The sequence below is a fragment of the Pseudomonas sp. GW823-FHT02E01 genome, from assembly GCF_058797535.1.
Genome location: NZ_JBXAJS010000007.1, coordinates 252,031 through 274,751 on the forward strand (window position 1 = coordinate 252,031; position 22,721 = coordinate 274,751).

Genomic DNA, 22,721 nt, shown 5'->3' on the forward strand with positions numbered 1-22,721 from the left:
CATTTGGTTTCACTGGATGTCTGAAAGCGACTTACGGCGAGTGATAGCCTGTCTGCAACCGACGATTCTCAGTGGGAGCGAGCTTGCTCGCGATGAGGGACTGACATTCAACAAGTGTGCTGGCTGAAAGGCCGCCATCGCGAGCAAGCTCGCTCCCACAGGGTGGGAGGTGTGTCAGGTCAGTAGTGATACCACTTCAGCTCAAGCATCACTTCGTTCTCGGCCGTCGCCAAATGGCTGAATTCGCGCTGGGCGCTCAAGCGCAGTCCGAGATTGCGGGATATTTCCCATTGCTGATTCAGGCTCAGGCTACGGCGCACTTCACCATTGGTGAAAAAGTCGCCCTTGGCTTCCAGGCTCAAATTGCCCAGCGGGTTTTTCCACAGCACACCACTGTTGAACCCGGCGGCCGGGGCAATGAAAGCGGCGAAATCGTTGTTGTGCTCGATGCGCACAGTGCCCAGGGCAAATCCGAGCAGGTCATCGCCCAGTTGCCAGGTGCCACCGCCACCGCCGTTGACGTGGCTGACCAGGGTTTGGTCATCGTGCTTACCCGGCACTCGCTCCAGACCACCGGTGACTTGCCATGACAGCGGTTGCAGCAGCTCGTTACGCGGGGTCAGGGAGCGAATCGTTGCCAGGTCCAGTTGTTGCACTTGCCATTCATTGCTTTCGTACTGGCGCAGTTTCAATTGCAGGATTTCGATCTGCGCGCCAAGGGGAAAGCTTTCGTTGTTGTCGTTGAGGTCGTGATAAGCCATGCGCAAGCCGTACTCGCCAAAGGCTTTATCTCCACGGCTGCCGAGGCCGAGCTGCCAGGTGCGGGACTCATGACCGTCTTCAGGCAGGCCCGGTTGCGGGATATCCAGTGACGGCGCCGGGTTCTGGTTGATGGCCCGCAGCAGTTCGAAGCTGCGCTGGGCGCGTGCCGGGTCGCGTTCCTGGCCATTGGCGCGGTAACGCTCCAGACGATAGGCCGCATCGATGATCATTGCCTGACGGTCGCGGGCTTGCGCCTTGAACGCCGGGTCCTGCAATTGTTTCTGATCGGCGCTGACTTTCAGCACCCACTGTTGCTCTTCAGGGTCCAACGGCTCGGCGCGGCTGAGCAACTCGCGCTCCCGGGACGGACGATACTGGATCGATTCCACCAATCCGGCATCTTTCACGGCTTTGACGGTGTCGGTCGGGATGGCGGTGAGTGGGAATTGCTCGGTCAGGCGCAGGCCCGGTCGGGCCACTTGCAGCAGTTCCAGCAAGCGGTATGAGCAGTTTTCGTCGAAGAAGAAATAGTCGAACTTGATCTGCTTCAGCTCCCAGACGTGCTCGACCATGCGCGCGGTTTCCTGTTGGGTCAGGTTCAGGCGGTACTCCCACAGGTCGCGGTTTTCCAGGCTGCGGTATTCCGAGAGCTTTTCCTGATAGGGCACCATCGCGAACAGGCCGGGATAGCCGCCCATCAGGCCTTTCCAGGCATAGATGATGCTGTTGTCCGAGCCCTCGATGTAGGCGCCGAAGTTGATCGCGTAACTGAGCAGCGAAGTCTTGTCGCTCTTCACCTCGGCCTGGTCGATGCGCAACAGGGTATGGCCGAACATCGAGGACGGGCTGTTCAGGTAAGCCGCCGGGAAGATCATCACCGCGCTGTCGGGCGAGACGTCCTTGAACCATTGCTTGAACCCGGCGCAGTCCGGCGTCGGCAGTCCGGCCAGGCCGAGTTGGTCTTTCAGCCAGCGGGTGCGGGCCGGGTAGACGCATTGAGCGTGTGTTTCACCGGCACTGGCCGGGGCGTACAAGGCTTGTACAGTCGCCGCCAGTTCATGGTCTGGATGCTCATTGCCGTCAGCGGCGAGGAAGAACTTGCGGTCACTGACATAGCTGCGCCAGCCGCCGAGCTTGGCGGTTTCGTAATGGCCCAGGGATATCCAGAAAGGGTCGTTGGCCAGTTGCTGCAAACGTTGTGGTTCGATGTGAGGCGCGGCGGATAGCGGGGCGCAGACACACAGCGCCAGCCAGGCAAGGCGTTTGAGCATAGAAGGCAACTTAAACAGGGAAAAATAAAGACCCAACGAGGTTGATGCCGTTTGCCTGTAGGAGCTGGCTTGCCAGCGATGGTTTCAAAGGCGCTGTGTTTATCCAGTAAACACGCGTGATCGTTAACGACCATCGCTGGCAAGCCAGCTCCTACAGTCAGCGACATTACCCAAAGAGGGGCAGGTCCAAAAAACAAAACCCGCTTCCCGAAAGAAGCGGGGCGGGTCGAGCTTAAGCCTGAGTCGCGTACTTGGCCAGACGAGGGTCGGCTTTGAGCACGGCCAGGGTATTGGTATGCACGTCTTCTGCGGTCACGTCAGCCTTGCTGAAGATCTGCTGGAAGTGCTCGTGAGTGACGGCGGCGAAGTGCGCACGGTCTTCCGGCGCCACGCCCAGTACCACGGCATAGGTGGTCAGCGCTTCGCCCTGACCCTTGGCCATGTCTTCGGACAGCTCGTTCATCATGCCATTCATGGCAAACCAGGATTTGCCGCCATAGGTCAGCGACGCATTGGTTGCGCAACCGTTGGTGCCGGAGGTCATGCCGAAGGTTGCGTTGCCGGAGGTGCCGTTGGTGGTGGATGCCAGGAAGTGGGCTGGAGTACCACGCTGGCCTTCGAACAGCATGTTGCCCCAACCGCAATCCGGACCGCCAGGCGCTTGCGCCATGGCATTGATGGATACAGCGGTGAAGAGAGTACCAAGAAGAATCCGTTTCATAGCTTTGTTCTCTTTGTGTGCGTACCAATAGACAAGGGAGTCTGGCCTCGGCTCTGCATGCAAACTGCCTGCGCGACGATCATGCTGCGTTGAAAGCAGGCTCGGAATGCTCATGTAGGCCCCTACACTCCGCTTCCTCGCCTGCTTTCGCCTTGCCTGATCGCCGCTCGGCGAGTTTTCCTGCAGACCCTTCCGGTGCCAGTGGGCCGGTCATTAGTCCAGCCGCGCAGTTTGGAGTTTAGGCACGATCACAGGGTTCCGTGATTTTTTGCAAAACATTCATGGAAAACGGCCGCGCAAGCCCGGCCCGCCTGGGGTTGGCCGGTTGACGGTGATCAGGCCTGCGGCGCTCCTTGCCAGTCGGGCATGGGCGGCGCCAGAATGCTGCCATCTGCCCCGCCTGATTGTTAAGGAAGCCCGATGCCTGATCCTGTTGCTGCCAGCTTGCGTCTAGCGCCCGAAGCGCTGACCCGTCCGTTTTCCGCTGAACAGTTCAGCTTCTCTACCACCAATGATCTGGAGCCCTTTCGCGGTGTGCTTGGCCAGGAACGTGCGGTCGAAGCCTTGCAGTTCGGTGTGGCCATGCCACGCCCCGGTTACAACGTATTCGTCATGGGCGAGCCCGGTACTGGTCGGTTCTCGTTCGTCAAACGCTACCTCAAGGCCGAAGGCAAGCGCCTGCAGACCCCGGCGGACTGGGTCTACGTCAACAACTTCGATGAACCGCGCGAACCACGTGCCCTGGAGTTGCCGTCGGGCACTGCCGGTAACTTCATTGGTGATATCAACGGTTTGATCGACAACCTGCTGGCGACATTTCCGGCAGTATTCGAGCATCCGTCCTACCAGCAGAAGAAAAGCAGTATCGACCGCGCCTTCAACCAGCGCTACGACAAGGCCCTGGACGTCATCGAGCGTCTGGCGCTGGAAAAGGAAGTTGCGCTGTACCGCGACGCCAGCAACATCGCCTTCACCCCGATGAGCGACGGCAAGGCGTTGGACGAAGCTGAGTTCGCCCAGTTGCCGGAAGCCGAGCGCGAGCGCTTTCACGAGGATATTTCGGCACTGGAGGAGCGCCTGAACGAAGAGCTCGCCAGCCTGCCGCAATGGAAACGCGAGTCGAGCAACCAGCTGCGTCATCTGAACGAAGAAACCATTACCCTGGCCTTGCAGCCATTGTTGTCGCCATTGTCGGAGAAGTACGCCGAGAACGCGGCGGTATGCGGTTATCTGCAGGCGATGCAGGTGTACTTGCTCAAGTCCGTGGTCGAGCAGCTGGTAGACGATAGCAAGACCGACGCTGTCGCCCGCAAGTTGCTGGAAGAACAATACGCGCCGAGCCTGGTGGTCGGTCACTCGGCCAGCGGCGGTGCGCCGGTGGTGTTCGAGCCGCACCCGACCTACGAAAACCTTTTTGGCCGGATCGAATACAGCACCGATCAGGGTGCGCTTTACACCACCTACCGCCAACTGCGGCCGGGTGCCTTGCACCGGGCCAATGGCGGTTTCCTGATCCTTGAAGCGGACAAAATGCTCAGCGAGCCGTTCGTGTGGGATGCACTGAAACGCGCCCTGCAATCACGCAAACTGAAAATGGAATCACCGCTGGGTGAACTGGGCCGCCTGGCCACCGTGACCCTGACTCCGCAACACATTCCGTTGCAGGTCAAAGTCGTCATCATCGGTGCCCGTCAGCTGTATTACACGCTGCAAGACCTCGATCCGGACTTCCAGGAGATGTTCCGCGTCCTGGTGGATTTCGACGAAGACATCCCGATGGTCGACGAGAGCCTGGAGCAGTTCGCCCAGTTGCTCAAGACCCGTACTTCCGAAGAAGGCATGGCACCGCTGACCGCTGATGCGGTGGCACGCCTGGCGACCTACAGTGCACGTCTGGCCGAGCACCAGGGGCGCTTGTCGGCGCGTATCGGTGACTTGTTCCAGCTGGTCAGCGAGGCGGACTTCATCCGCCATCTGGCCGGCGATGAAAGGACCGACTCCGGGCACATCGAGCGCGCGCTCAAGGCCAAGGCTACCCGCACCGGTCGTGTGTCGGCGCGGATTCTCGATGACATGCTGGCCGGGATCATCCTGATCGACACCGCGGGCGCGGCGGTCGGCAAGTGCAATGGCTTGACGGTGCTGGAAGTCGGCGACTCGGCCTTTGGTATACCGGCGCGGATTTCCGCCACGGTGTACCCGGGCGGCAGCGGTATCGTCGACATCGAGCGCGAGGTCAACCTCGGGCAGCCGATCCACTCCAAAGGCGTGATGATCCTTACCGGCTATCTGGGCAGCCGTTACGCCCAGGAGTTTCCGCTGGCGATTTCCGCGAGCATCGCCCTGGAGCAATCCTACGGTTATGTCGATGGCGACAGCGCTTCTTTGGGTGAGGCTTGCACCCTGATCTCGGCCTTGTCGAAAACCCCGCTCAAGCAGTGCTTTGCCATCACCGGTTCGATCAACCAGTTCGGCGAAGTGCAGGCGGTCGGCGGAGTCAACGAGAAGATCGAGGGCTTCTTCCGTTTGTGCGAAGCCCGCGGGTTGACCGGCGAGCAGGGGGCAATCATTCCTCACGCCAACGTCGCCACCCTGATGCTCGATGAGAAGGTGCTGGCGGCGGTGCGTGCGGGTCAGTTCCATGTCTACGCGGTCCGTCAGGCCGACGAAGCCTTGAGTCTGCTGGTCGGCGAGCCGGCCGGCGAACCGGACGAGAATGGCGAGTTCCCTGAAGGCAGCGTGAACGCGCGGGTCGTGGAGCGCCTGAGGGTTATCGCGGAAATGATCAGCGAAGATGATCTCAAGGAAGCCGAGAAGGAGTTGGCGCAAGAGGCTTTGGCGGAAACCAAGCCGGCCTGATGCAGTAACTCATGTGGGAGCGAGCAAGCCCGCTCCCACATTTGTTTGTGTGAACCCTGGAAAAGCGTCGTCGAACTGACGTCAATATTCACACTATGACCATTCGGCGCCTTTCGGTCTTGTCTCGGCCTGCAAGGCAGACTTTTCTTCTATTCTCTGCTCAAGGATATCGACGTAATCACAGGATCGAAACAGCCTTCCCATGGGGGCTGAACACCGGATCTACCGAGGGTCGCCGCCATGTCGCGCAACCTCTGCCTCACCCGTCAATGCCTGGGCCTTGTGACCCGTATCGAATGTGCCATCCGTCCATTGGCGGGAGATACGGGCATGTGGACTTTGCTGTTCGCCGCCGGAATGGCCGGTGAACAACCTTCGGCCATCAAGGCCCAAGGCCCGTTCCACGGTCCGTTCGTCGCTGAATCAATCCTCGACACCATCGTTGAAAGCCTGACCCTGCACGGCTACGAGTTGGCCGACGATCCGCAAATCTGGTGCCTGCACCTGCAAGCCCAACTGCGGGAAATCAACGGTGGTCGCTGCCGGAACATGGGCGGCTTCGAGTTTCACCCCGAGCACTGAGTGGCACTATTGATCAAGGCGCGTCATGTCGGCCTTGTCGAGTTTGACTTCGAAACCATATTGCACGGTGGTGAGATCAGTGCGCTGATAGGTTTCCAGGCGCGTAGGCTGCCCGTAGAAGTAATGCACGGCAAACTGCGCCGGCCCCTGTGCGCTCGCGCCATGACTGACCGATAGAATCTCCTTCAAGTAACTACCGCTGTCGTCCTTGGCGAAAAAGCGCCAGTCCTGGGCGGGAAATACCTTCAGGTCCACTACCAGTGCATTGTCTTTGAGCGCGAGGCCCTTGGGCAGTTGACGGGCTTCGACGGTTTGCTTGTCGACCGTGGCCAGGAACATCGGCATCGAGCCCACCGCATAGGCCGGGGTTTGTGGAAACAGATTCATATCGTAAGTGATCGTGCCGCGCAGGGGATCGATCTGGTACGCCTCTGACGGCAGTTCGATCGGCTCGTCGCGATTGCCACGAGTGTCTTCGGTAAAGAAGCTCACCGGACTTTCACCGGGGTTGAACGATGTACCGAGCAGCTCATCGTTGAAGGTACGCAGGTGAGTGAATTCGATTCGCGCAGCGCTGGGGTCGTCGACCGACTGACTGATGCTGACGTTCTTTTTCAGCTGATCCTCACTCAGCGTTGCCCCTTTCAGCCAGCCCGCCGCCTGGTCGTCATAGACCACCACGGACAGGTTCAAGGGCTGGATGGACTTGTCCGTGGTATAGGCATCGAAGCGCCGGATCGGCAGGTCGAGGTCCTTTCGGGTGACCGTGACGGCGGAAAAATCCAGCATGCTGACTTCGAGAGTTTCGATCGTCCCGTTGAAGTACACCTTCGAATAATGTCGAGCCTGCTGTTTCTCAAAGTTGCGTTGTTCTTCATCGAGCTGTTTTTCCAGGGACTCGCTCCAGCTCTTTTGCTGCTGCATCTTGGCCAGTTGCTGCTGATAGAAGGCAATTTGTACCGAGGTTTCGTTGATTGAACCGGCGCGCGCGATGAATTGCCCGTTGCTGTCCCTGGCCTGGACGATCAGCGGGTTGAGCGGTGTTTCACTGACTTCGGAGGCCAGCGGCGTGCTGTTGTTGTATTCGATTTCCGCGTAGTTGTTCGTCAATGTGAGGAGGGTGACGCTCAGGTTGTCATTGGTGCGGGTCTGGCCTACGTCCTTTTTCGTCAGGTCGAAGCTGTAGAGGCGGCGTGGCGCGATGACTTCGACTTTACCTTGCAGGCTCACCGGTTGCGGTTGCTGCTTTCTGTCAATGTCGAGGCCTTCGATGAAGGGGTAGGCCACGGTCAGGTCATCGGGGTTGGTCAGGTTGGAGCTCGATGGGCTGAGCTGAATGCCGGGGTCGGTTTCCGACCATTCCGGCTGGAAGGGAATCACTCGTTTGTTGCTTAGCGTGACCGACTGCCATTCCAGGCCATGGGGAAACAAAAACGCGGCAGGAACGCTGAACGTGAAGGGGAACACTGGCTGCAGATCGATCAGATAGTCGGAACTGGAGTCCTTTTGCAGCACGAACAACCCGTTGATGTAGGTGTCGACCAGGGCCTGCGGGCTCGGGTAGTGCTTGAGCATGGCGAGGGCGTCTTCGCCGTATTCGGTTTCCACCGGCTTGCTGTCGAGCTTGAGTTGCGCGCGTTCGAGCAGCAGCAGTGAGCCACCCAGTTCCGACACGGCATCCTTGAGCTTCGGATCCTGAATGGCGTCCAGCGACTTTTCGAACTGCGCGGTTTTTTCTTCGAGGCTGACCTGGCGTTTTTCTTCGCTGGGTGAGCAGCCGCTCAGCAGCAGCGCCAGGCAAATTCCGGCACTCGTCAAAGGCAATTGCACATCCATTTCCAGTCTTCCTGTCCGACATCACTGAGCAGTCAATGATTTGGACACTAGCAGAAAAACTTTGATACACAGGCGCAGGTGGCGGATTTCTCGACGGTTTCTGGCTGCTTCTGGGTATGGACGGGGGGCTGGTATACTCGCCGCCATTTCCAGTCCAACGTGTGAGATTCAATGGAACGCTTTATCGAAAATACAATGTACGCCTCGCGCTGGCTGCTGGCGCCGATCTATTTCGGCCTGTCCCTCGGGCTGCTGGCGCTGGCACTGAAATTCTTCCAGGAAGTCTTCCACGTCATCCCGAACGTGTTTTCGATGGCCGAATCGGACTTGATCCTGGTGCTGCTGTCGCTGATCGACATGGCCCTGGTGGGCGGTTTGCTGGTGATGGTGATGATTTCCGGCTACGAAAACTTCGTCTCGCAACTGGACATCGACGACAGCAAGGAAAAGCTCAACTGGCTGGGCACCATGGACTCTTCGTCGCTGAAGATGAAGGTGGCCGCATCGATCGTGGCGATCTCGTCCATTCACCTGCTGCGCATCTTCATGGACGCCAAGAACGTCGATCCCGAGCATTTGCAGTGGTATGTGATCATCCACATGACCTTCGTGGTCTCCGCATTTGCCATGGGTTACCTGGATAAAGTCACCAAGCACTGATTTACCCATCTGCTGTAGGAGGGAGCTCGCTCGCGATGGACTCAAGATCGCCGCGGGGTGTCAGGTTTCCCGCGTCATCGTTGGCGACCATCGCGAGCGAGCTCGCTCCTACAGAGGGGCGCGATGAAACAGACGGGCGGCGTCGTTTGTGGCTTGTGCTTTGATGCGCCGAGGCCTATCCCTGTAAGTATGTTGGTTCGCCACTGCGTGAGGTGCGTTCATGACCCTGAATGAGTTGAATGCGTATGCCGTCGCCGGGAAGGTCGATGAGCTGAACCTGATCTCGATGGAGGGGGGCATCTACCTGTTGGAGGCGCGGATGCATGGCGCGGCGTATCCATTGAGCGATACCCACGGACACATGATGAGCCTGCGTTCGGTGGAGCATGCCCGTGATGTGCTGCGCTCCTTTCCCAAGTTGCACTTCAACCTTGTGCACACGGTCGTGCACGACGAAATGTGCGGTCTGGTTGCCGATGTTGAGGAAAACCTGAAGGTGCCGATCGCCTGAGGTCCCTCATCAAAGGCATGACATCTGTGCTAGTCTGCTGGCCCTTTTGGTTCCGGGCGCTCCGGGACGTGCTGTGCACGCATGGCAAGTTCCCGAGCCGTCCGCACAGCGGAGCAGTGTCATGTCCGAAGTAAATCTGTCCACCGACGAAACCCGCGTCAGCTACGGTATTGGCCGTCAGCTGGGCGACCAACTGCGCGACAACCCGCCACCGGGCGTAAGCCTGGACGCGATCCTGGCAGGTCTGACCGACGCATTCGCCGGCAAACCAAGCCGTGTAGGTCAGGAAGAAATGTCCGCCAGCTTCAAAGTCATCCGCGAAATCATGCAGGCCGAAGCTGCAGCCAAGGCTGAAGCGGCTGCTGGCGAAGGCCTGGCCTTCCTGGCTGAAAACGCTAAGCGTGAAGGCATCACCACTCTGGCTTCCGGCCTGCAGTTCGAAGTCCTGACCGCTGGCGAAGGCGCCAAGCCATCCCGTGAAGACTCCGTGCGTACTCATTACCACGGCACCCTGATCGACGGCACAGTGTTCGACAGCTCCTACGAGCGCGGCCAGCCTGCGGAATTCCCGGTTGGCGGCGTGATTGCTGGCTGGACCGAAGCCCTGCAACTGATGAACTCCGGTAGCAAATGGCGCCTGTACGTGCCGAGCGAGCTGGCATACGGCGCTCAAGGCGTTGGCAGCATTCCGCCGCACAGCGTACTGGTATTCGACGTCGAACTGCTCGACGTTCTGTAAGACCCGCTGATTACCTGTACCTGTAGGAGCGAGCTTGCTCGCGATGGGCGTTAACGATAACGCGGCCATCCTGAATGAACGCGGTGTGTTTGAGTTCTTCGCGAGCAAGCTCGCTCCTACAAAGTTTTGCAGCGTTTTTCATATTTCGATCTTGTGGTGCAGTTCACTGTGCGGGCGCAACGCCCGGGCATAGCAGAACAGAAACAGATTACGCACCAGTTCCTTGAGCACCACCGGCTCACTGGAACTCAGGCCATTGAGGTCAAGATCACCTTGGTCCTGCAGTTCGCTCAAGGCTTCTTCTTCAAGCACTGCACAGACTTCCCCGGTTTCCCGATGCAGGATCCTGAGGTAAGGGTGTGGGCGGTCCAGCCAGGCATCGATCAGATAAGTCATGGTTCTCATCTCCATTGAAGGTTTGATGAGAATAATTCTTATTCATAAAATAGCAAGGGCCTATTGGCGGTTTGCGCTTTTTTCCGGGTAAAGATTGCGTCAGGTCAAACCGACCGGCGTTTGGCTATTGCGAGGATTTATTGGGTGAAGCGGGGAGGGAGGGCATCCCGCGCCAGGCGCGGGATGGATAACAGCAGGCTCAGACTTTTCTGACGAACTCGGACTTGAGTTTCATCGGGCCGATGCCGTCGATCTTGCAGTCGATGTCGTGATCGCCATCGCACAGGCGGATGTTCTTGACCTTGGTGCCGACCTTGACCACCAAAGACGTACCCTTGACCTTGAGGTCCTTGATCACGGTGATGGTGTCGCCGTCTTGCAGGACGTTGCCGACCGAATCCTTTTTCACTGTGTCATCGGACACAGCTTCGGCTTCACCGCTGGCGGACCATTCGTGGGCGCACTCGGGGCAGATCAGCTGGGCGCCGTCTTCATAGGTGTATTCGGAATTGCATTTTGGGCAGGGTGGCAACGTGCTCACTAAGGCTCCTTGGATTCAGGATCGCTAAAAAGCGCACATTGTATAGGGTTTTAGCCGGGAGGGGTGCAGCGCAGGAAAACCTGTGGGGAGCAAACCTGTGGGAGCGAGCTTGCTCGCGATGGCGTCCTTTCAGTCAACAACAATGTTGAATGTAAGTGCCTAATCGCGAGCAAGCTCGCTCCCACAGGGGGCTTGCAGTGTTGTCAGTGCGTACGCGCGACCGCAAACTCGCTCAGTTCAACCAGTGCATCGCGGTACTCGCTGGCAGGCAGCGCTTCGAGACACTGGATTGCGCGTGCCACATAGTCGCGTGCCAGTTGCGCGGTGTACTCCAGCGAGCCCGAGGCTTCCACGGCTTCGCGGATGCTTTCCAGGTCTTCGATTCCGCCTTTCTGGATCGCCTTGCGCACCAGGGCGGCCTGTTCCGGCGTACCTTCGCGCATGGTGTAGATCAGTGGCAGGGTCGGCTTGCCTTCGGCCAGATCGTCACCGACGTTCTTGCCCAGGGTTTCGGCGTCGCCTTTGTAGTCGAGCAGGTCGTCGACCAGTTGGAAGGCCACGCCCAGATGATCACCGAATGTACGCAGGGCTTCGGCCTGTTCCGGCGTGGCCTGGCACAGGGCGGCGGCGCTGTGGGTCGAGGCTTCGAAAAGCATCGCGGTCTTGCCGCGGATGACTTCCATGTAGGTTTCTTCGGTGGTGCTGGCGTCCCGCACCTTCGACAGCTGCAATACTTCGCCTTCGGCGATGATGCGCGTGGCTTGCGAAAGGATCTTCATCACCGGCATCGAGCCAAGTTCGACCATCATTTCGAATGAGCGCGAATACAGGAAGTCACCGACCAGTACGCTTGGTGCGTTGCCCCACATGGCGTTGGCGGTCGAGCGGCCACGGCGCATGCCGGACATGTCGACCACATCGTCATGCAGCAGGGTGGCGGTGTGCAGGAATTCAATGGTCGCGGCCAGCAGGCGCAGGTCATCGCCTTCGCGGCCCAGGGCCTTGCCACACAGCAACACCAATAAAGGGCGCAGGCGTTTGCCGCCGGCCGAGGTAATGTAATCGCCGATTTTCGATACCAGCGGCACTCGGGAAGTCAGCTGCTTCTTGATGATGCCGTCGACGGCGCTAAAATCGTCCGCCACCGCGCGGTAGAAAGCTTGGGGTTGCATCAGCGACAGTCGCTCCAGAAGGGTTGCGCGGCATGCTAGGACCCACGCTTGCAGGTGTCAAGGCGCGATGGACGGCCTCTTGCAAGGCTAGCGTGGCTTGCGTACAATCGCGCACCCTGAACTTCCTGGGCAGCACCTGCCTTACGCAATTGCAAGCGGGCCTCCAGCCCCATGCAGCCATGCCAGCCAATACCTCTTCTTATAAAGAGCTGGGTGAGCAGGATTATCGGAGAAATACCATGTCTTATGCAGTAATCGTTACTGGCGGCAAGCAGTACAAAGTCGCCCCAGGTGAATACCTGAAGATCGAAAAACTGGAAATCGCTACCGGCGAATCCGTTACCTTTGATCGCGTTCTGTTGGTTGCCAACGGTGACGACGTGAATATCGGCGCTCCAGTTGTTGCTGGCGCTACCGTTGTGGCTGAAGTGATCTCCCAAGGTCGTCACGATAAAGTCCGCATCATCAAGTTCCGTCGCCGTAAGCACCACATGAAGCGTATGGGCCACCGCCAGTGGTACACCGAGATCAAAATCACCGGTATTCAGGCTTAATTACAGCCTAATTCCTCACTAGGAGAATTGAACTCATGGCACACAAAAAAGCTGGTGGTAGTACCCGTAACGGTCGCGACTCAGAAGCCAAACGCCTTGGCGTGAAGATGTATGGCGGCCAGGCTATCAAAGCAGGCAACATCATCGTGCGTCAGCGCGGCACCCAATTCCACGCTGGCTACGGCGTTGGCATGGGTAAAGATCACACCCTCTTCGCTAAAGTCGAAGGCGTGATCAAGTTCGAAGTAAAAGGCGCCTTCGGTCGTCGTTACGTGAGCGTAGTCGCAGCTTAATTGCGCGATCGCTGGAAAAGCCCTGTCTCGCGACGGGGCTTTTTCGTTTGTGGGGTGAGTCTCTTGCAAAGCTGTTTGTATGGGCTGTCGGCGTACGATGTAGGTATCGTGGTTCAGGGTCGCTGCGCTCATTTTTGCAAGAGTCTTATGTCTTGATTGTTTTTCGGCTCGTCCGTATGGCGAGAGGCGTTTGTTATGAAGTTTGTTGATGAAGTATCGATTCGCGTAAAGGCTGGTGATGGCGGCAATGGCGCCATGAGTTTCCGTCGGGAAAAATTTATCGAGAACGGTGGCCCGAACGGCGGTGATGGCGGCGACGGCGGTTCCATCTACATGATGGCCGACGAAAACCTCAACACCCTGGTGGACTACCGTTACACCCGGCACTTCGATGCCGAGCGTGGCTCCAACGGCGGCAGCACCGACTGCACCGGCAAGAAGGGTGAAGACCTGATCCTGCGTGTTCCGGTCGGCACCACGGTGATCGACTCCGCGACTCAGGAAGTCATCGGCGACCTGACCAAGGCCGGTCAGAAATTGATGGTGGTGCAGGGCGGCTGGCACGGTCTGGGCAACACCCGTTTCAAATCCAGTACCAACCGTGCGCCGCGCCAGACCACTCCGGGCAAGCCGGGCGAGCAGCGCGACCTGAAGCTGGAAATGAAAGTACTGGCTGACGTAGGTCTGCTGGGTTTGCCGAACGCCGGTAAAAGTACCTTTATCCGTTCGGTTTCGGCTGCCAAGCCGAAAGTTGCCGACTACCCGTTCACCACGCTGGTGCCGAACCTGGGTGTGGTCAGCGTCGATCGCTGGAAGAGCTTCGTCATTGCCGATATTCCGGGTTTGATCGAAGGCGCTTCCGAAGGTGCTGGTCTGGGCATTCGCTTCCTCAAGCACTTGGCGCGTACGCGTCTGCTGCTGCACCTCGTGGACATGGCGCCGCTGGATGATGCCAGCGCACCGGATGCTGCTGAAGTGATCGTCAACGAGCTGATCAAGTTCAGCCCGTCCCTGGCGGAGCGTGATCGCTGGTTGGTCCTGAACAAGTGCGACCAGATCCTTGATGAAGAGCATGATGCTCGCGTCAAGGAAATCGTTGATCGCCTGGAATGGACTGGTCCGGTCTACGTGATCTCGGCCATCTCCAAGCTCGGTACCGAGCGTCTGTGCCACGACATCATGCGTTACATGGAAGATCGTGCCGATCGCCTGGCCAATGACCCGGCCTACAAGGAAGAGCTGGCTGATCTCGATCAGCGCATCGAAGACGAAGCTCGCGCGCAACTGCAGGCGCTGGATGATAAGCGTGCCCTGCGTCGCAGCGGCGTGAAGTCGGTCCACGACATCGGCGACGATGACTGGGACGAAGAAGATGTGGATGACGAAGATGGTCCGGAAATCATTTACGTGCGTGACTGATTCGTTGCGATAAACTTAAGCGCCGCTCAATCGAGCGGCGTTTTGGTATCTGGAAATCGATTGTTGGCCACGAGTAACCACGAATAACGTCACGGGCAGTGCTAGGTCGCGCTGCCCTCAAGCTAAGGTTGAAGATGATGCGGAGCAAGGTGACAGGTGCGCAGCGTTGGGTCGTGAAGATCGGCAGCGCTTTGCTGACGGCGGACGGCAAAGGCCTGGATCGCGCGGCAATGGGTGTCTGGGTTGAGCAGATGGTGGCCTTGCATGAGGCGGGCGTCGAGCTGGTGCTGGTGTCCTCCGGGGCGGTGGCGGCCGGCATGAGCCGTTTGGGCTGGACCTCGCGACCCAGTGCGATGCACGAACTTCAGGCTGCCGCCGCAATCGGCCAGATGGGGTTGGTGCAGGCCTGGGAGTCGAGCTTCGCCAAGCATGGCCGGCATACCGCGCAGATTCTCCTGACTCACGATGACTTGTCCGACCGCAAGCGCTACCTGAACGCCCGCAGCACCTTGCGTGCGCTGGTCGAGCTGAAGGTTATCCCGGTGATCAACGAGAATGACACCGTGGTCACCGACGAAATCCGTTTTGGCGACAACGACACCCTGGCGGCGCTGGTGGCGAACCTGGTCGAGGCGGACTTGCTGGTGATCCTGACGGATCGCGACGGCATGTTCGATGCTGATCCGCGCAACAATCCGGATGCCCAGCTGATTTACGAAGCGCGCGCCGATGATCCGGCGCTCGACGCGGTGGCGGGTGGCACCGGTGGTGCGCTGGGACGTGGTGGTATGCAGACCAAATTGCGTGCTGCGCGTCTGGCGGCCCGTTCCGGTGCTCACACCATCATCGTTGGCGGGCGGCTTGAGCGTGTGCTGGATCGCCTCAAGGCGGGCGAGCGCATCGGCACCCTGCTGTCGCCGGAGCGCGGCATGTTGGCGGCGCGCAAGCAGTGGCTGGCCGGTCATCTGCAAACCCGTGGCACTCTGGTGCTGGATGCGGGTGCGGTGACTGCGTTGTCTCAGGGCAACAAGAGCTTGCTGCCGGTTGGGGTCAAATTGGTGCAGGGCAGCTTCCGTCGCGGCGAGATGGTGGTTTGCGTGGCGCCGGACGGTCGCGAGATTGCCCGTGGCCTGGCCAACTACAGTGCGCTGGAGGCGCAAAAAATCATCGGTCAGTCGTCTGAGGCGATTGTCGGTCTGTTGGGTTACATGGCGGAACCGGAGCTGGTTCACCGCGATAACCTGATCCTGGTCTGAAGGAATACCTGAATGCGCGTGGCAAAAGGATTGTTGGGATTGCTGGTGGCGATGCCGCTGCTGGCGTCGGCCGAAGAGATCGGTCAGGTGTCGACGGTGTTCAAGTTCGTCGGGCCGAATGACCGAATCGTGGTCGAGGCCTTTGATGATCCCAAGGTCGACGGCGTGACCTGCTATCTGTCGCGCGCCAAGACCGGCGGGGTGAAGGGTGGTCTTGGTTTGGCCGAGGACCGTGCCGAAGCGTCTATCGCTTGCCGGCAGGTCGGACCGATCAGCTTCAAGGGTGAGCTCAAGGATGGTGACGAGGTGTTCAAGGAGCGCACGTCCCTGGTGTTCAAGACCATGCAGGTGGTGCGCTTCCTCGACAAGAAGCGCAATACGCTGGTGTACCTGGTGTACAGCGATCGCCTGATCGAGGGCAGTCCGCAGAATGCGGTGACGGCGATTCCGATTTTGCCTTGGGCGCACGCTCAGTAATTTCACGCAAGTCAAACTGTGGGAGCGAGCCTGCTCGCGATGACGGATTAACATTCAGCATTTACATTGGCTGGATATCCGCTATCGCTAGCAGGCCCGCTCCCACATTTTTTTGTGTCGCGCTCATCAAATCGCAGGCAATAAAAAACCGACCCTGAGGTCGGTTTTTTAATGAACGAGTCGCTTAGGCAGCAGCGGCAACGTTCAGGGCCTTCACGTGGCCATTCAGGCGGCTCTTATGACGAGCGGCCTTGTTCTTGTGGATGATGCCTTTATCGGCCATACGGTCGATAACTGGCACAGCCAGAACGTAAGCAGCTTGAGCTTTGGCAGCGTCTTTTGCGTCGATGGCCTTAACTACATTCTTGATGTAGGTACGAACCATGGAACGCAGGCTGGCGTTGTGGCTGCGACGCTTCTCAGCCTGTTTTGCACGTTTTTTGGCGGAAGGTGAGTTGGCCACCGTCGAGCTCCTCGAAAGACTTTTTAGGAAATAGCAAACAAAATAGGCCGCGAATCATGCCGATGAGTTGAGGTCTTGTCAAGGGCGGTTGAGACGTTCCGCTAAGTGGTAGGCGCTACACCTCTGGATATTTCTTTCCAGCGTGCGACCTGTAAACTCGCGAGCTTTGGCTCTGTGCTGTTGCGGCGCGGAGTATCGCATAAGTGGGCGCGTAGTTCGCCTGCTGTTTATCGACAGGCACAAACTCTTTCAATGAATCTGCTCAAATCGTTGGCCGCCGTCAGCTCTATCACGATGCTTTCCCGGGTTTTGGGATTTGTTCGTGACACCCTAATTGCACGTGCATTCGGCGCGGGAATGGCGACCGACGCCTTCTTCATCGCCTTCAAACTGCCCAATCTGTTGCGGCGGATTTTTGCCGAAGGGGCGTTTTCCCAGGCATTCGTACCGATTCTTGCCGAATATAAAAGTCAGAAAGGGGATGAGGCGACGCGAACCTTCATTGCCTATGTTTCCGGCCTGCTGACGCTGGTACTGGCGCTCGTCACGGCATTGGGCATGATTGCCGCCCCGTGGGTCATCTGGGTGACCGCGCCGGGTTTCATCGATACGCCCGAGAAGTTCGAGCTGACCACGAGTCTGTTGCGGGTGACCTTTCCTTACATATTGCTGATTTCCCTGTCGTCGCTGGCGGGTGCGATCCTCAACACCTGGAACCGTTTTTCGGTCCCGGCATTCGTGCCGACGCTGCTCAACGTCAGCATGATTATTTTTGCGTTGTTCCTGACACCGTACTTCGATCCGCCCGTAATGGCGCTCGGTTGGGCGGTGCTGGTGGGTGGACTGGCACAGTTGCTCTATCAACTGCCGCACCTGAAAAAGATCGGCATGCTGGTGTTGCCGCGCCTGAACCTGCGCGACAGCGGCGTCTGGCGGGTGATGAAGCAGATGTTGCCGGCGATTCTCGGGGTGTCGGTGAGCCAGATCTCGCTGATCATCAATACCATTTTCGCTTCGTTCCTGGTCGCAGGTTCCGTGTCCTGGATGTACTACGCCGACCGTTTGATGGAGTTGCCATCCGGCGTGCTGGGCGTGGCGCTGGGGACGATTCTGCTACCGACTCTGGCCAAGACTTACGCCAGCAAGGATCGCCACGAATACTCGCGCATCCTCGATTGGGGCCTGCGTCTATGCTTCGTGCTGGTATTGCCTTGCGCCTTCGCGCTGGGGATTCTGGCCGAGCCGTTGACGGTTTCGCTGTTCCAGTACGGCCAGTTTGATGCCCATGATGCGGCCATGACTCAGCGCGCGTTGATCGCATATTCCGTCGGTTTGCTCGGAATTATCGTGATCAAAGTGCTCGCGCCAGGCTTTTATGCGCAACAAAACATCCGTACGCCGGTAAAAATCGCAATTTTCACGTTGGTCGTCACTCAGTTGTTCAACCTGTTGCTGATCGGTCCGCTGGCTCACGCGGGCCTGGCGCTCGCCATCAGCGCCGGTGCCTGCCTCAATGCAGGGCTGCTCTTCTATCAGCTGCGTAAACAGCAGATGTACCAGCCGCAACCGGGCTGGGCAAAGTTCGGCTTCAAGCTGGTGGTTGCGGTAGCGGTGATGTCTGGCGTGTTGCTGGCAGGGATGCATTTCATGCCGGCCTGGGGCGAGGGGCAGATGCTTGAGCGTTTCCTGCGTCTGGGTGCCTTGGTCGTTGCCGGTGTGGTGGCTTATTTCGGCATGTTAGTGTTGATGGGCTTCCGTTTGCGTGACTTCAATCGCAAGGCGCTGGGCTGAGGTTCTGGCCTTGATAAACACGGGCGAGCCGGCGGTTTTGTCGGCTCGATCACTTTGGGTTACGGTGTTGCCTGTCGTCGGCCGCCGGGTGTGGTTATAATCGACCACTTTATGAGCAAGAAGCGCGTTATGCAGCTGGTTCGAGGCCTCCACAATCTGCGCCCCCGGCATCGGGGCTGTGTCGCCACTATTGGCAACTTTGACGGTGTACACCGCGGCCACCAGGCTATCCTGGCGCGCCTGCGTGAGCGTGCGCTCGAGTTGGGCGTGCCCAGCTGCGTGGTGATTTTCGAGCCGCAACCGCGAGAGTTCTTCGCTCCGGACACCGCGCCGGCCCGTCTGGCCCGTCTGCGGGACAAGCTGCAATTGCTGGCTGCCGAAGGCGTCGACCGTGTTCTGTGCCTGGCTTTCAACCAGCGCCTGAGCAAGCTCAGTGCCAGTGAGTTCGTCGATACCATTCTGGTCGATGGTCTTGGCGTCCAGCACCTGGAGGTCGGGGATGACTTCCGTTTCGGCTGTGACCGCGCGGGAGATTTCGATTTCCTGCAACAGGCCGGCATCGTTCAGGGTTTTACCGTCGAGGCGGCGCAAACCGTTGAGCTGGATGGTCTTCGCGTCAGCAGCACTCAGGTCCGCAATGCCCTGGCCGCAGCTGATTTTGCCTTGGCCGAGCGACTGCTAGGTCGCCCGTTCCAGATTACCGGGCGGGTACTCCACGGCCAGAAGCTGGCTCGCCAGTTGGGTACGCCCACGGCCAACATACAACTCAAGCGCCGTCGCGTTCCGCTTTCCGGGGTTTACCTGGTCAACGTCGACATCGACGGCAAGACCTGGCCAGGCGTCGCCAATATCGGCGTGCGGCCTACGGTACAAGGTGATGGCAAGGCCCACCTCGAAATACATCTTTTAGATTTTGCCGGCGATCTGTATGACCGGCGTTTAACGGTGGTTTTCCACCACAAGCTGCGTGAAGAGCAGCGTTTCGCCTCTCTGGAGGCGTTGAAAACGGCGATCAACGCGGATGTCGCCGCCGCCCGTGCACTAGCCGCACCTAGCGCCCATCGCTAATGAAGAGCCTTAAATGACCGACTATAAAGCCACGCTAAACCTTCCGGACACCGCCTTCCCAATGAAGGCCGGCCTGCCACAGCGCGAACCGCAGATCCTGCAGCGCTGGGACAGTATTGGCCTGTACGGAAAGTTGCGCGAGATTGGCAAGGATCGTCCGAAGTTCGTATTGCACGACGGCCCTCCGTACGCCAACGGCTCGATTCACATCGGTCATGCGCTGAACAAGATTCTCAAGGACATGATCATCCGCTCGAAGACCCTGTCGGGCTTCGACGCGCCTTATGTTCCGGGCTGGGACTGCCACGGCCTGCCGATCGAGCACAAGGTCGAAGTGACCCACGGCAAGAACCTGGGCGCGGACAAGACCCGCGAACTGTGCCGGGCCTACGCCACCGAGCAGATCGAAGGGCAGAAGTCCGAGTTCATCCGCCTGGGTGTGCTGGGTGACTTCGCCAACCCGTACAAGACCATGGACTTCAAGAACGAGGCCGGTGAAATCCGTGCCTTGGCCGAAATCGTCAAGGGCGGTTTCGTGTTCAAGGGCTTGAAGCCTGTGAACTGGTGCTTCGACTGTGGTTCGGCCCTGGCCGAAGCGGAAGTCGAGTACGAAAACAAGAAGTCCTCGACCATCGACGTGGCCTTCCCGATTGCCGATGAAACCAAACTGGCTGCCGCTTTCGGTCTGCCATCGCTGGCCAAGCCTGCCTCGATCGTGATCTGGACCACCACCCCGTGGACCATCCCGGCCAACCAGGCGCTGAACGTTCACCCGGAATTCAACTACGCCCTGGTCGACGTCGGCGACAAACTGCTGGTGCTGGCTGAAGAGCTGGTCGAGTCGTGCCTGGCGCGCTACTCGCTGGAAGGCTCGGTCGTTGCGACCACCACCGGTAAAGCGCTGGAACTGATCAACTTCCGTCACCCGTTCTACGACCGTCTGTCGCCGGTATACCTGGCCGACTACGTTGAACTGGGCGCCGGCACCGGTGTGGTTCACTCATCTCCGGCCTACGGCGTGGACGACTTCGTGACCTGCAAGAAGTACGGCATGGTCAACGATGACATCCTCAACCCGGTACAAAGCAACGGCGTTTACGTGCCGTCGCTGGAGTTCTTCGGCGGCCAGTTCATCTGGAAGGCCAACCCGGCCATCGTCGACAAGCTGACCGAAGTCGGTGCGCTGCTGCACACCACCGTCATCGAACACAGCTACATGCACTGCTGGCGCCACAAGACCCCGCTGATCTATCGCGCTACCGCGCAGTGGTTCATCGGCATGGACAAGCAGCCGACCACCGGCGACACCCTGCGTCAGCGCTCGCTCAAGGCCATCGAAGAGACCCAGTTCGTCCCGGCCTGGGGCCAGGCGCGCCTGCACTCGATGATCGCCAACCGTCCGGACTGGTGCATTTCCCGTCAGCGCAACTGGGGCGTGCCGATCCCGTTCTTCCTGAACAAGGAAAGCGGCGAACTGCACCCACGTACCGTCGAGCTGATGGAAGTCGTGGCCAAGCGCGTTGAAGTCGAAGGCATCGAGGCCTGGTTCAAGCTGGACGCCGCCGAACTGCTGGGCGATGAAGCGCCGCAGTACGACAAGATCAGCGACACCCTCGACGTCTGGTTCGACTCGGGTACTACGCACTGGCACGTTCTGCGCGGTTCGCACCCGATGGGCCATGAAACCGGCCCGCGCGCCGACCTGTACCTGGAAGGTTCGGACCAACACCGTGGCTGGTTCCACTCGTCGCTGCTGACCGGTTGCGCCATCGACAACCACGCACCGTATCGCGAACTGCTGACTCACGGCTTCACGGTCGACGAGTCCGGCCGCAAGATGTCCAAGTCCCTGGGCAACGTGATCGCGCCACAGAAAGTCAACGACACCCTGGGCGCCGACATCATGCGTCTGTGGGTCGCTTCGACCGACTATTCGGGTGAAATGGCGGTTTCCGAGCAGATCCTGCAACGCAGTGCGGACGCCTACCGGCGTATCCGTAACACCGCGCGTTTCCTGCTTTCGAACCTGACCGGCTTCAACCCGGCCACCGACCTGCTGCCGGCCGAAGAAATGCTGGCACTGGACCGTTGGGCCGTGGACCGTACCCTGCTGTTGCAACGCGAACTGCAAGAGCACTACGGCGAATACCGCTTCTGGAACGTGTACTCGAAGATCCACAACTTCTGCGTGCAGGAACTGGGCGGCTTCTATCTCGACATCATCAAGGACCGTCAGTACACCACTGGCGCCGACAGCAAGGCCCGCCGTTCGTGCCAGACCGCGCTGTTCCACATCTCCGAAGCGCTGGTGCGCTGGATCGCGCCGATCCTGGCGTTCACCGCCGACGAACTGTGGCAGTACCTGCCGGGCGAGCGTAACGAGTCTGTCATGCTCAACACCTGGTACGAAGGCCTGAGCGAACTGCCGGAAGGCATCGAGCTGGATCGCGCTTACTGGGACCGGATCATGGCGGTCAAGGTCGCGGTCAACAAGGAAATGGAAATCCAGCGTGCAGCCAAGGCTGTCGGTGGCAACCTGCAGGCCGAAGTGACGCTGTTCGCCGAAGACGCGCTGACCGCCGACCTGGCCAAGTTGAGCAACGAACTGCGCTTTGTACTGATCACTTCGACCGCCAGTGTTGCGCCATTGGTGCAGGCACCGGCCGATGCAGTGGTCACTGAAGTCAGCGGCCTGAAGCTGAAAATCGTCAAGTCGAGCCACGCCAAGTGCGCCCGTTGCTGGCACTGCCGTGAAGACGTCGGTGTGAACCCGGAACATCCGGAAATCTGTGGCCGTTGCGTCGACAACATCAGCGGCGCTGGCGAGGTCCGTCACTATGCCTAATGCCGTTGGCCGTTTCGGACGGCTGAGCTGGCTCTGGTTGAGTTTGCTGGTCCTGGTCATCGACCAGGCCAGCAAGTTCTACTTCGAAGGCAAGCTCCAGATGTACCAGCAGATCGTAATCATCCCCGATTACTTCAGCTGGACCCTGGCCTACAACACGGGTGCGGCGTTCAGCTTCCTGGCTGACAGCTCCGGCTGGCAGCGCTGGCTGTTCGCGTTGATCGCTGTCGTGGTCAGTGCGGTGCTGGTGGTGTGGCTCAAGCGTCTGGGGCGCAACGAGACCTGGCTGGCGGTTGCGCTGGCACTGGTGCTCGGCGGCGCGCTGGGCAATCTGTATGACCGCATTGCCCTGGGCCATGTGATCGATTTCATTCTGGTGCATTGGCAGAATCGCTGGTATTTCCCGGCGTTCAACTTTGCCGACAGCGCAATCACGGTTGGTGCTGTCATGCTGGCACTGGATATGTTCAAAAGTAAAAAGACCGGAGAAACCGTTCATGACTGA

21 protein-coding genes are annotated in these 22,721 nt (G+C 59.1%); 14 read left to right on the forward strand and 7 right to left on the reverse strand.

The annotated features are described in order from the left end of the window. Nucleotides 1-179 precede the first annotated feature (179 nt). Together AC1RDQ_RS19100 and AC1RDQ_RS19105 are read right to left on the reverse strand one after the other, a co-directional pair. A complete protein-coding gene (locus AC1RDQ_RS19100; protein WP_492587884.1) occupies nucleotides 180-2,033 on the reverse strand; it encodes an Lnb N-terminal periplasmic domain-containing protein in 1,854 nt (617 codons plus the stop codon). A 232-nt stretch (nucleotides 2,034-2,265) separates the two neighbouring features. Beyond that, the gene (locus tag AC1RDQ_RS19105) at nucleotides 2,266-2,754 is read right to left on the reverse strand and encodes a DUF3015 domain-containing protein (RefSeq protein WP_007970900.1); all 489 of its coding nucleotides are present in this window, start codon (nucleotides 2,752-2,754) and stop codon (nucleotides 2,266-2,268) included. A gap of 420 nt (nucleotides 2,755-3,174) precedes the next feature. On the opposite strand from AC1RDQ_RS19105, the gene AC1RDQ_RS19110 reads away from it, so the two are divergent. Beyond that, nucleotides 3,175-5,613 (forward strand): Lon protease family protein, encoded by a 2,439-nt coding sequence (locus AC1RDQ_RS19110; RefSeq protein ID WP_057713231.1) that lies wholly within the window; start codon nucleotides 3,175-3,177, stop codon nucleotides 5,611-5,613. Between the two features lie 240 nt (nucleotides 5,614-5,853). Then, on the forward strand, nucleotides 5,854-6,195 hold the full coding sequence (locus AC1RDQ_RS19115) for a PA4575 family protein (RefSeq protein ID WP_008052055.1): 342 nt from the start codon (nucleotides 5,854-5,856) through the stop codon (nucleotides 6,193-6,195). A gap of 6 nt (nucleotides 6,196-6,201) precedes the next feature. Here the strand turns inward: AC1RDQ_RS19115 and AC1RDQ_RS19120 are convergent, their stop codons facing one another. Continuing rightward, complete coding sequence (locus AC1RDQ_RS19120; RefSeq protein ID WP_492587885.1) at nucleotides 6,202-8,031, reverse strand: hypothetical protein; 1,830 nt, start codon at nucleotides 8,029-8,031, stop codon at nucleotides 6,202-6,204. Nucleotides 8,032-8,202: 171 nt separating this feature from the next. On the opposite strand from AC1RDQ_RS19120, the gene AC1RDQ_RS19125 reads away from it, so the two are divergent. The 3 genes from AC1RDQ_RS19125 to bamJ all read left to right on the forward strand — a co-directional run bounded on the left by AC1RDQ_RS19125 (nucleotide 8,203) and on the right by bamJ (nucleotide 9,941). Beyond that, a complete protein-coding gene (locus AC1RDQ_RS19125) occupies nucleotides 8,203-8,691 on the forward strand; it encodes a TIGR00645 family protein (protein ID WP_007990463.1) in 489 nt (162 codons plus the stop codon). 220 nt (nucleotides 8,692-8,911) lie between these two features. Continuing rightward, nucleotides 8,912-9,202 (forward strand): DUF6482 family protein, encoded by a 291-nt coding sequence (locus tag AC1RDQ_RS19130; RefSeq protein WP_218497994.1) that lies wholly within the window; start codon nucleotides 8,912-8,914, stop codon nucleotides 9,200-9,202. A 121-nt stretch (nucleotides 9,203-9,323) separates the two neighbouring features. Next, the gene (gene bamJ, locus AC1RDQ_RS19135) at nucleotides 9,324-9,941 is read left to right on the forward strand and encodes a BamJ family beta-barrel-assembly machinery protein (protein ID WP_492587886.1); all 618 of its coding nucleotides are present in this window, start codon (nucleotides 9,324-9,326) and stop codon (nucleotides 9,939-9,941) included. 138 nt (nucleotides 9,942-10,079) lie between these two features. Here bamJ and AC1RDQ_RS19140 read toward each other — a convergent pair whose 3' ends face one another. The 3 genes from AC1RDQ_RS19140 to AC1RDQ_RS19150 form a co-directional block, all read right to left on the reverse strand. Next, entirely contained in the window at nucleotides 10,080-10,337 is a 258-nt protein-coding gene (locus tag AC1RDQ_RS19140; protein WP_008052059.1) for a PA4570 family protein, read from the reverse strand. A gap of 199 nt (nucleotides 10,338-10,536) precedes the next feature. After that, complete coding sequence (locus AC1RDQ_RS19145) at nucleotides 10,537-10,878, reverse strand: zinc ribbon domain-containing protein YjdM (protein ID WP_008154270.1); 342 nt, start codon at nucleotides 10,876-10,878, stop codon at nucleotides 10,537-10,539. 203 nt (nucleotides 10,879-11,081) lie between these two features. Further along, nucleotides 11,082-12,050, reverse strand: coding sequence for a polyprenyl synthetase family protein (locus tag AC1RDQ_RS19150; RefSeq protein WP_492587887.1), 969 nt, complete (start codon nucleotides 12,048-12,050; stop codon nucleotides 11,082-11,084). A 239-nt stretch (nucleotides 12,051-12,289) separates the two neighbouring features. Here AC1RDQ_RS19150 and rplU point away from each other — a divergent pair, with 239 nt between their 5' ends. The 5 genes from rplU to AC1RDQ_RS19175 all read left to right on the forward strand — a co-directional run bounded on the left by rplU (nucleotide 12,290) and on the right by AC1RDQ_RS19175 (nucleotide 16,049). Next, a complete protein-coding gene (gene rplU, locus AC1RDQ_RS19155) occupies nucleotides 12,290-12,604 on the forward strand; it encodes a 50S ribosomal protein L21 (protein ID WP_003176051.1) in 315 nt (104 codons plus the stop codon). A gap of 35 nt (nucleotides 12,605-12,639) precedes the next feature. Then, complete coding sequence (gene rpmA, locus AC1RDQ_RS19160) at nucleotides 12,640-12,897, forward strand: 50S ribosomal protein L27 (protein ID WP_003281574.1); 258 nt, start codon at nucleotides 12,640-12,642, stop codon at nucleotides 12,895-12,897. A gap of 195 nt (nucleotides 12,898-13,092) precedes the next feature. Next, a complete protein-coding gene (gene cgtA / locus AC1RDQ_RS19165) occupies nucleotides 13,093-14,316 on the forward strand; it encodes an Obg family GTPase CgtA (RefSeq protein ID WP_008052064.1) in 1,224 nt (407 codons plus the stop codon). A gap of 137 nt (nucleotides 14,317-14,453) precedes the next feature. After that, entirely contained in the window at nucleotides 14,454-15,572 is a 1,119-nt protein-coding gene (gene proB, locus AC1RDQ_RS19170) for a glutamate 5-kinase (protein WP_057713234.1), read from the forward strand. A gap of 12 nt (nucleotides 15,573-15,584) precedes the next feature. Continuing rightward, entirely contained in the window at nucleotides 15,585-16,049 is a 465-nt protein-coding gene (locus AC1RDQ_RS19175) for a CreA family protein (RefSeq protein ID WP_492587888.1), read from the forward strand. A 184-nt stretch (nucleotides 16,050-16,233) separates the two neighbouring features. Here the strand turns inward: AC1RDQ_RS19175 and rpsT are convergent, their stop codons facing one another. Continuing rightward, nucleotides 16,234-16,512, reverse strand: coding sequence for a 30S ribosomal protein S20 (gene rpsT / locus AC1RDQ_RS19180; protein WP_007970922.1), 279 nt, complete (start codon nucleotides 16,510-16,512; stop codon nucleotides 16,234-16,236). Nucleotides 16,513-16,764: 252 nt separating this feature from the next. Here rpsT and murJ point away from each other — a divergent pair, with 252 nt between their 5' ends. From murJ to lspA, 4 genes are all read left to right on the forward strand, one after another. Continuing rightward, on the forward strand, nucleotides 16,765-18,303 hold the full coding sequence (gene murJ, locus AC1RDQ_RS19185) for a murein biosynthesis integral membrane protein MurJ (RefSeq protein WP_057713236.1): 1,539 nt from the start codon (nucleotides 16,765-16,767) through the stop codon (nucleotides 18,301-18,303). 129 nt (nucleotides 18,304-18,432) lie between these two features. After that, nucleotides 18,433-19,371 (forward strand): bifunctional riboflavin kinase/FAD synthetase, encoded by a 939-nt coding sequence (gene ribF, locus AC1RDQ_RS19190; protein ID WP_057713237.1) that lies wholly within the window; start codon nucleotides 18,433-18,435, stop codon nucleotides 19,369-19,371. Between the two features lie 13 nt (nucleotides 19,372-19,384). Beyond that, nucleotides 19,385-22,216, forward strand: a complete 2,832-nt coding sequence (ileS, locus tag AC1RDQ_RS19195) for an isoleucine--tRNA ligase (protein ID WP_492587889.1) — start codon at nucleotides 19,385-19,387, stop codon at nucleotides 22,214-22,216. Next, nucleotides 22,209-22,721 (forward strand): signal peptidase II, encoded by a 513-nt coding sequence (lspA, locus tag AC1RDQ_RS19200; protein ID WP_007970932.1) that lies wholly within the window; start codon nucleotides 22,209-22,211, stop codon nucleotides 22,719-22,721. Before ileS ends, lspA begins: the two co-directional genes overlap by 8 nt.

What these genes read in the sequence shown, in the direction of transcription:
- AC1RDQ_RS19100 (WP_492587884.1), bottom strand. Translation starts at nt 2,033, where the DNA reads ATGCTCAAACGCCTTGCCTGGCTGGCGCTGTGTGTCTGCGCCCCGCTA.
- AC1RDQ_RS19105 (WP_007970900.1), bottom strand. Translation starts at nt 2,754, where the DNA reads ATGAAACGGATTCTTCTTGGTACTCTCTTCACCGCTGTATCCATCAAT.
- AC1RDQ_RS19110 (WP_057713231.1), top strand. Translation starts at nt 3,175, where the DNA reads ATGCCTGATCCTGTTGCTGCCAGCTTGCGTCTAGCGCCCGAAGCGCTG.
- AC1RDQ_RS19115 (WP_008052055.1), top strand. Translation starts at nt 5,854, where the DNA reads ATGTCGCGCAACCTCTGCCTCACCCGTCAATGCCTGGGCCTTGTGACC.
- AC1RDQ_RS19120 (WP_492587885.1), bottom strand. Translation starts at nt 8,031, where the DNA reads ATGGATGTGCAATTGCCTTTGACGAGTGCCGGAATTTGCCTGGCGCTG.
- AC1RDQ_RS19125 (WP_007990463.1), top strand. Translation starts at nt 8,203, where the DNA reads ATGGAACGCTTTATCGAAAATACAATGTACGCCTCGCGCTGGCTGCTG.
- AC1RDQ_RS19130 (WP_218497994.1), top strand. Translation starts at nt 8,912, where the DNA reads ATGACCCTGAATGAGTTGAATGCGTATGCCGTCGCCGGGAAGGTCGAT.
- bamJ (WP_492587886.1), top strand. Translation starts at nt 9,324, where the DNA reads ATGTCCGAAGTAAATCTGTCCACCGACGAAACCCGCGTCAGCTACGGT.
- AC1RDQ_RS19140 (WP_008052059.1), bottom strand. Translation starts at nt 10,337, where the DNA reads ATGACTTATCTGATCGATGCCTGGCTGGACCGCCCACACCCTTACCTC.
- AC1RDQ_RS19150 (WP_492587887.1), bottom strand. Translation starts at nt 12,050, where the DNA reads ATGCAACCCCAAGCTTTCTACCGCGCGGTGGCGGACGATTTTAGCGCC.
- rplU (WP_003176051.1), top strand. Translation starts at nt 12,290, where the DNA reads ATGTCTTATGCAGTAATCGTTACTGGCGGCAAGCAGTACAAAGTCGCC.
- rpmA (WP_003281574.1), top strand. Translation starts at nt 12,640, where the DNA reads ATGGCACACAAAAAAGCTGGTGGTAGTACCCGTAACGGTCGCGACTCA.
- cgtA (WP_008052064.1), top strand. Translation starts at nt 13,093, where the DNA reads ATGAAGTTTGTTGATGAAGTATCGATTCGCGTAAAGGCTGGTGATGGC.
- proB (WP_057713234.1), top strand. Translation starts at nt 14,454, where the DNA reads ATGCGGAGCAAGGTGACAGGTGCGCAGCGTTGGGTCGTGAAGATCGGC.
- AC1RDQ_RS19175 (WP_492587888.1), top strand. Translation starts at nt 15,585, where the DNA reads ATGCGCGTGGCAAAAGGATTGTTGGGATTGCTGGTGGCGATGCCGCTG.
- murJ (WP_057713236.1), top strand. Translation starts at nt 16,765, where the DNA reads ATGAATCTGCTCAAATCGTTGGCCGCCGTCAGCTCTATCACGATGCTT.
- ribF (WP_057713237.1), top strand. Translation starts at nt 18,433, where the DNA reads ATGCAGCTGGTTCGAGGCCTCCACAATCTGCGCCCCCGGCATCGGGGC.
- ileS (WP_492587889.1), top strand. Translation starts at nt 19,385, where the DNA reads ATGACCGACTATAAAGCCACGCTAAACCTTCCGGACACCGCCTTCCCA.
- lspA (WP_007970932.1), top strand. Translation starts at nt 22,209, where the DNA reads ATGCCTAATGCCGTTGGCCGTTTCGGACGGCTGAGCTGGCTCTGGTTG.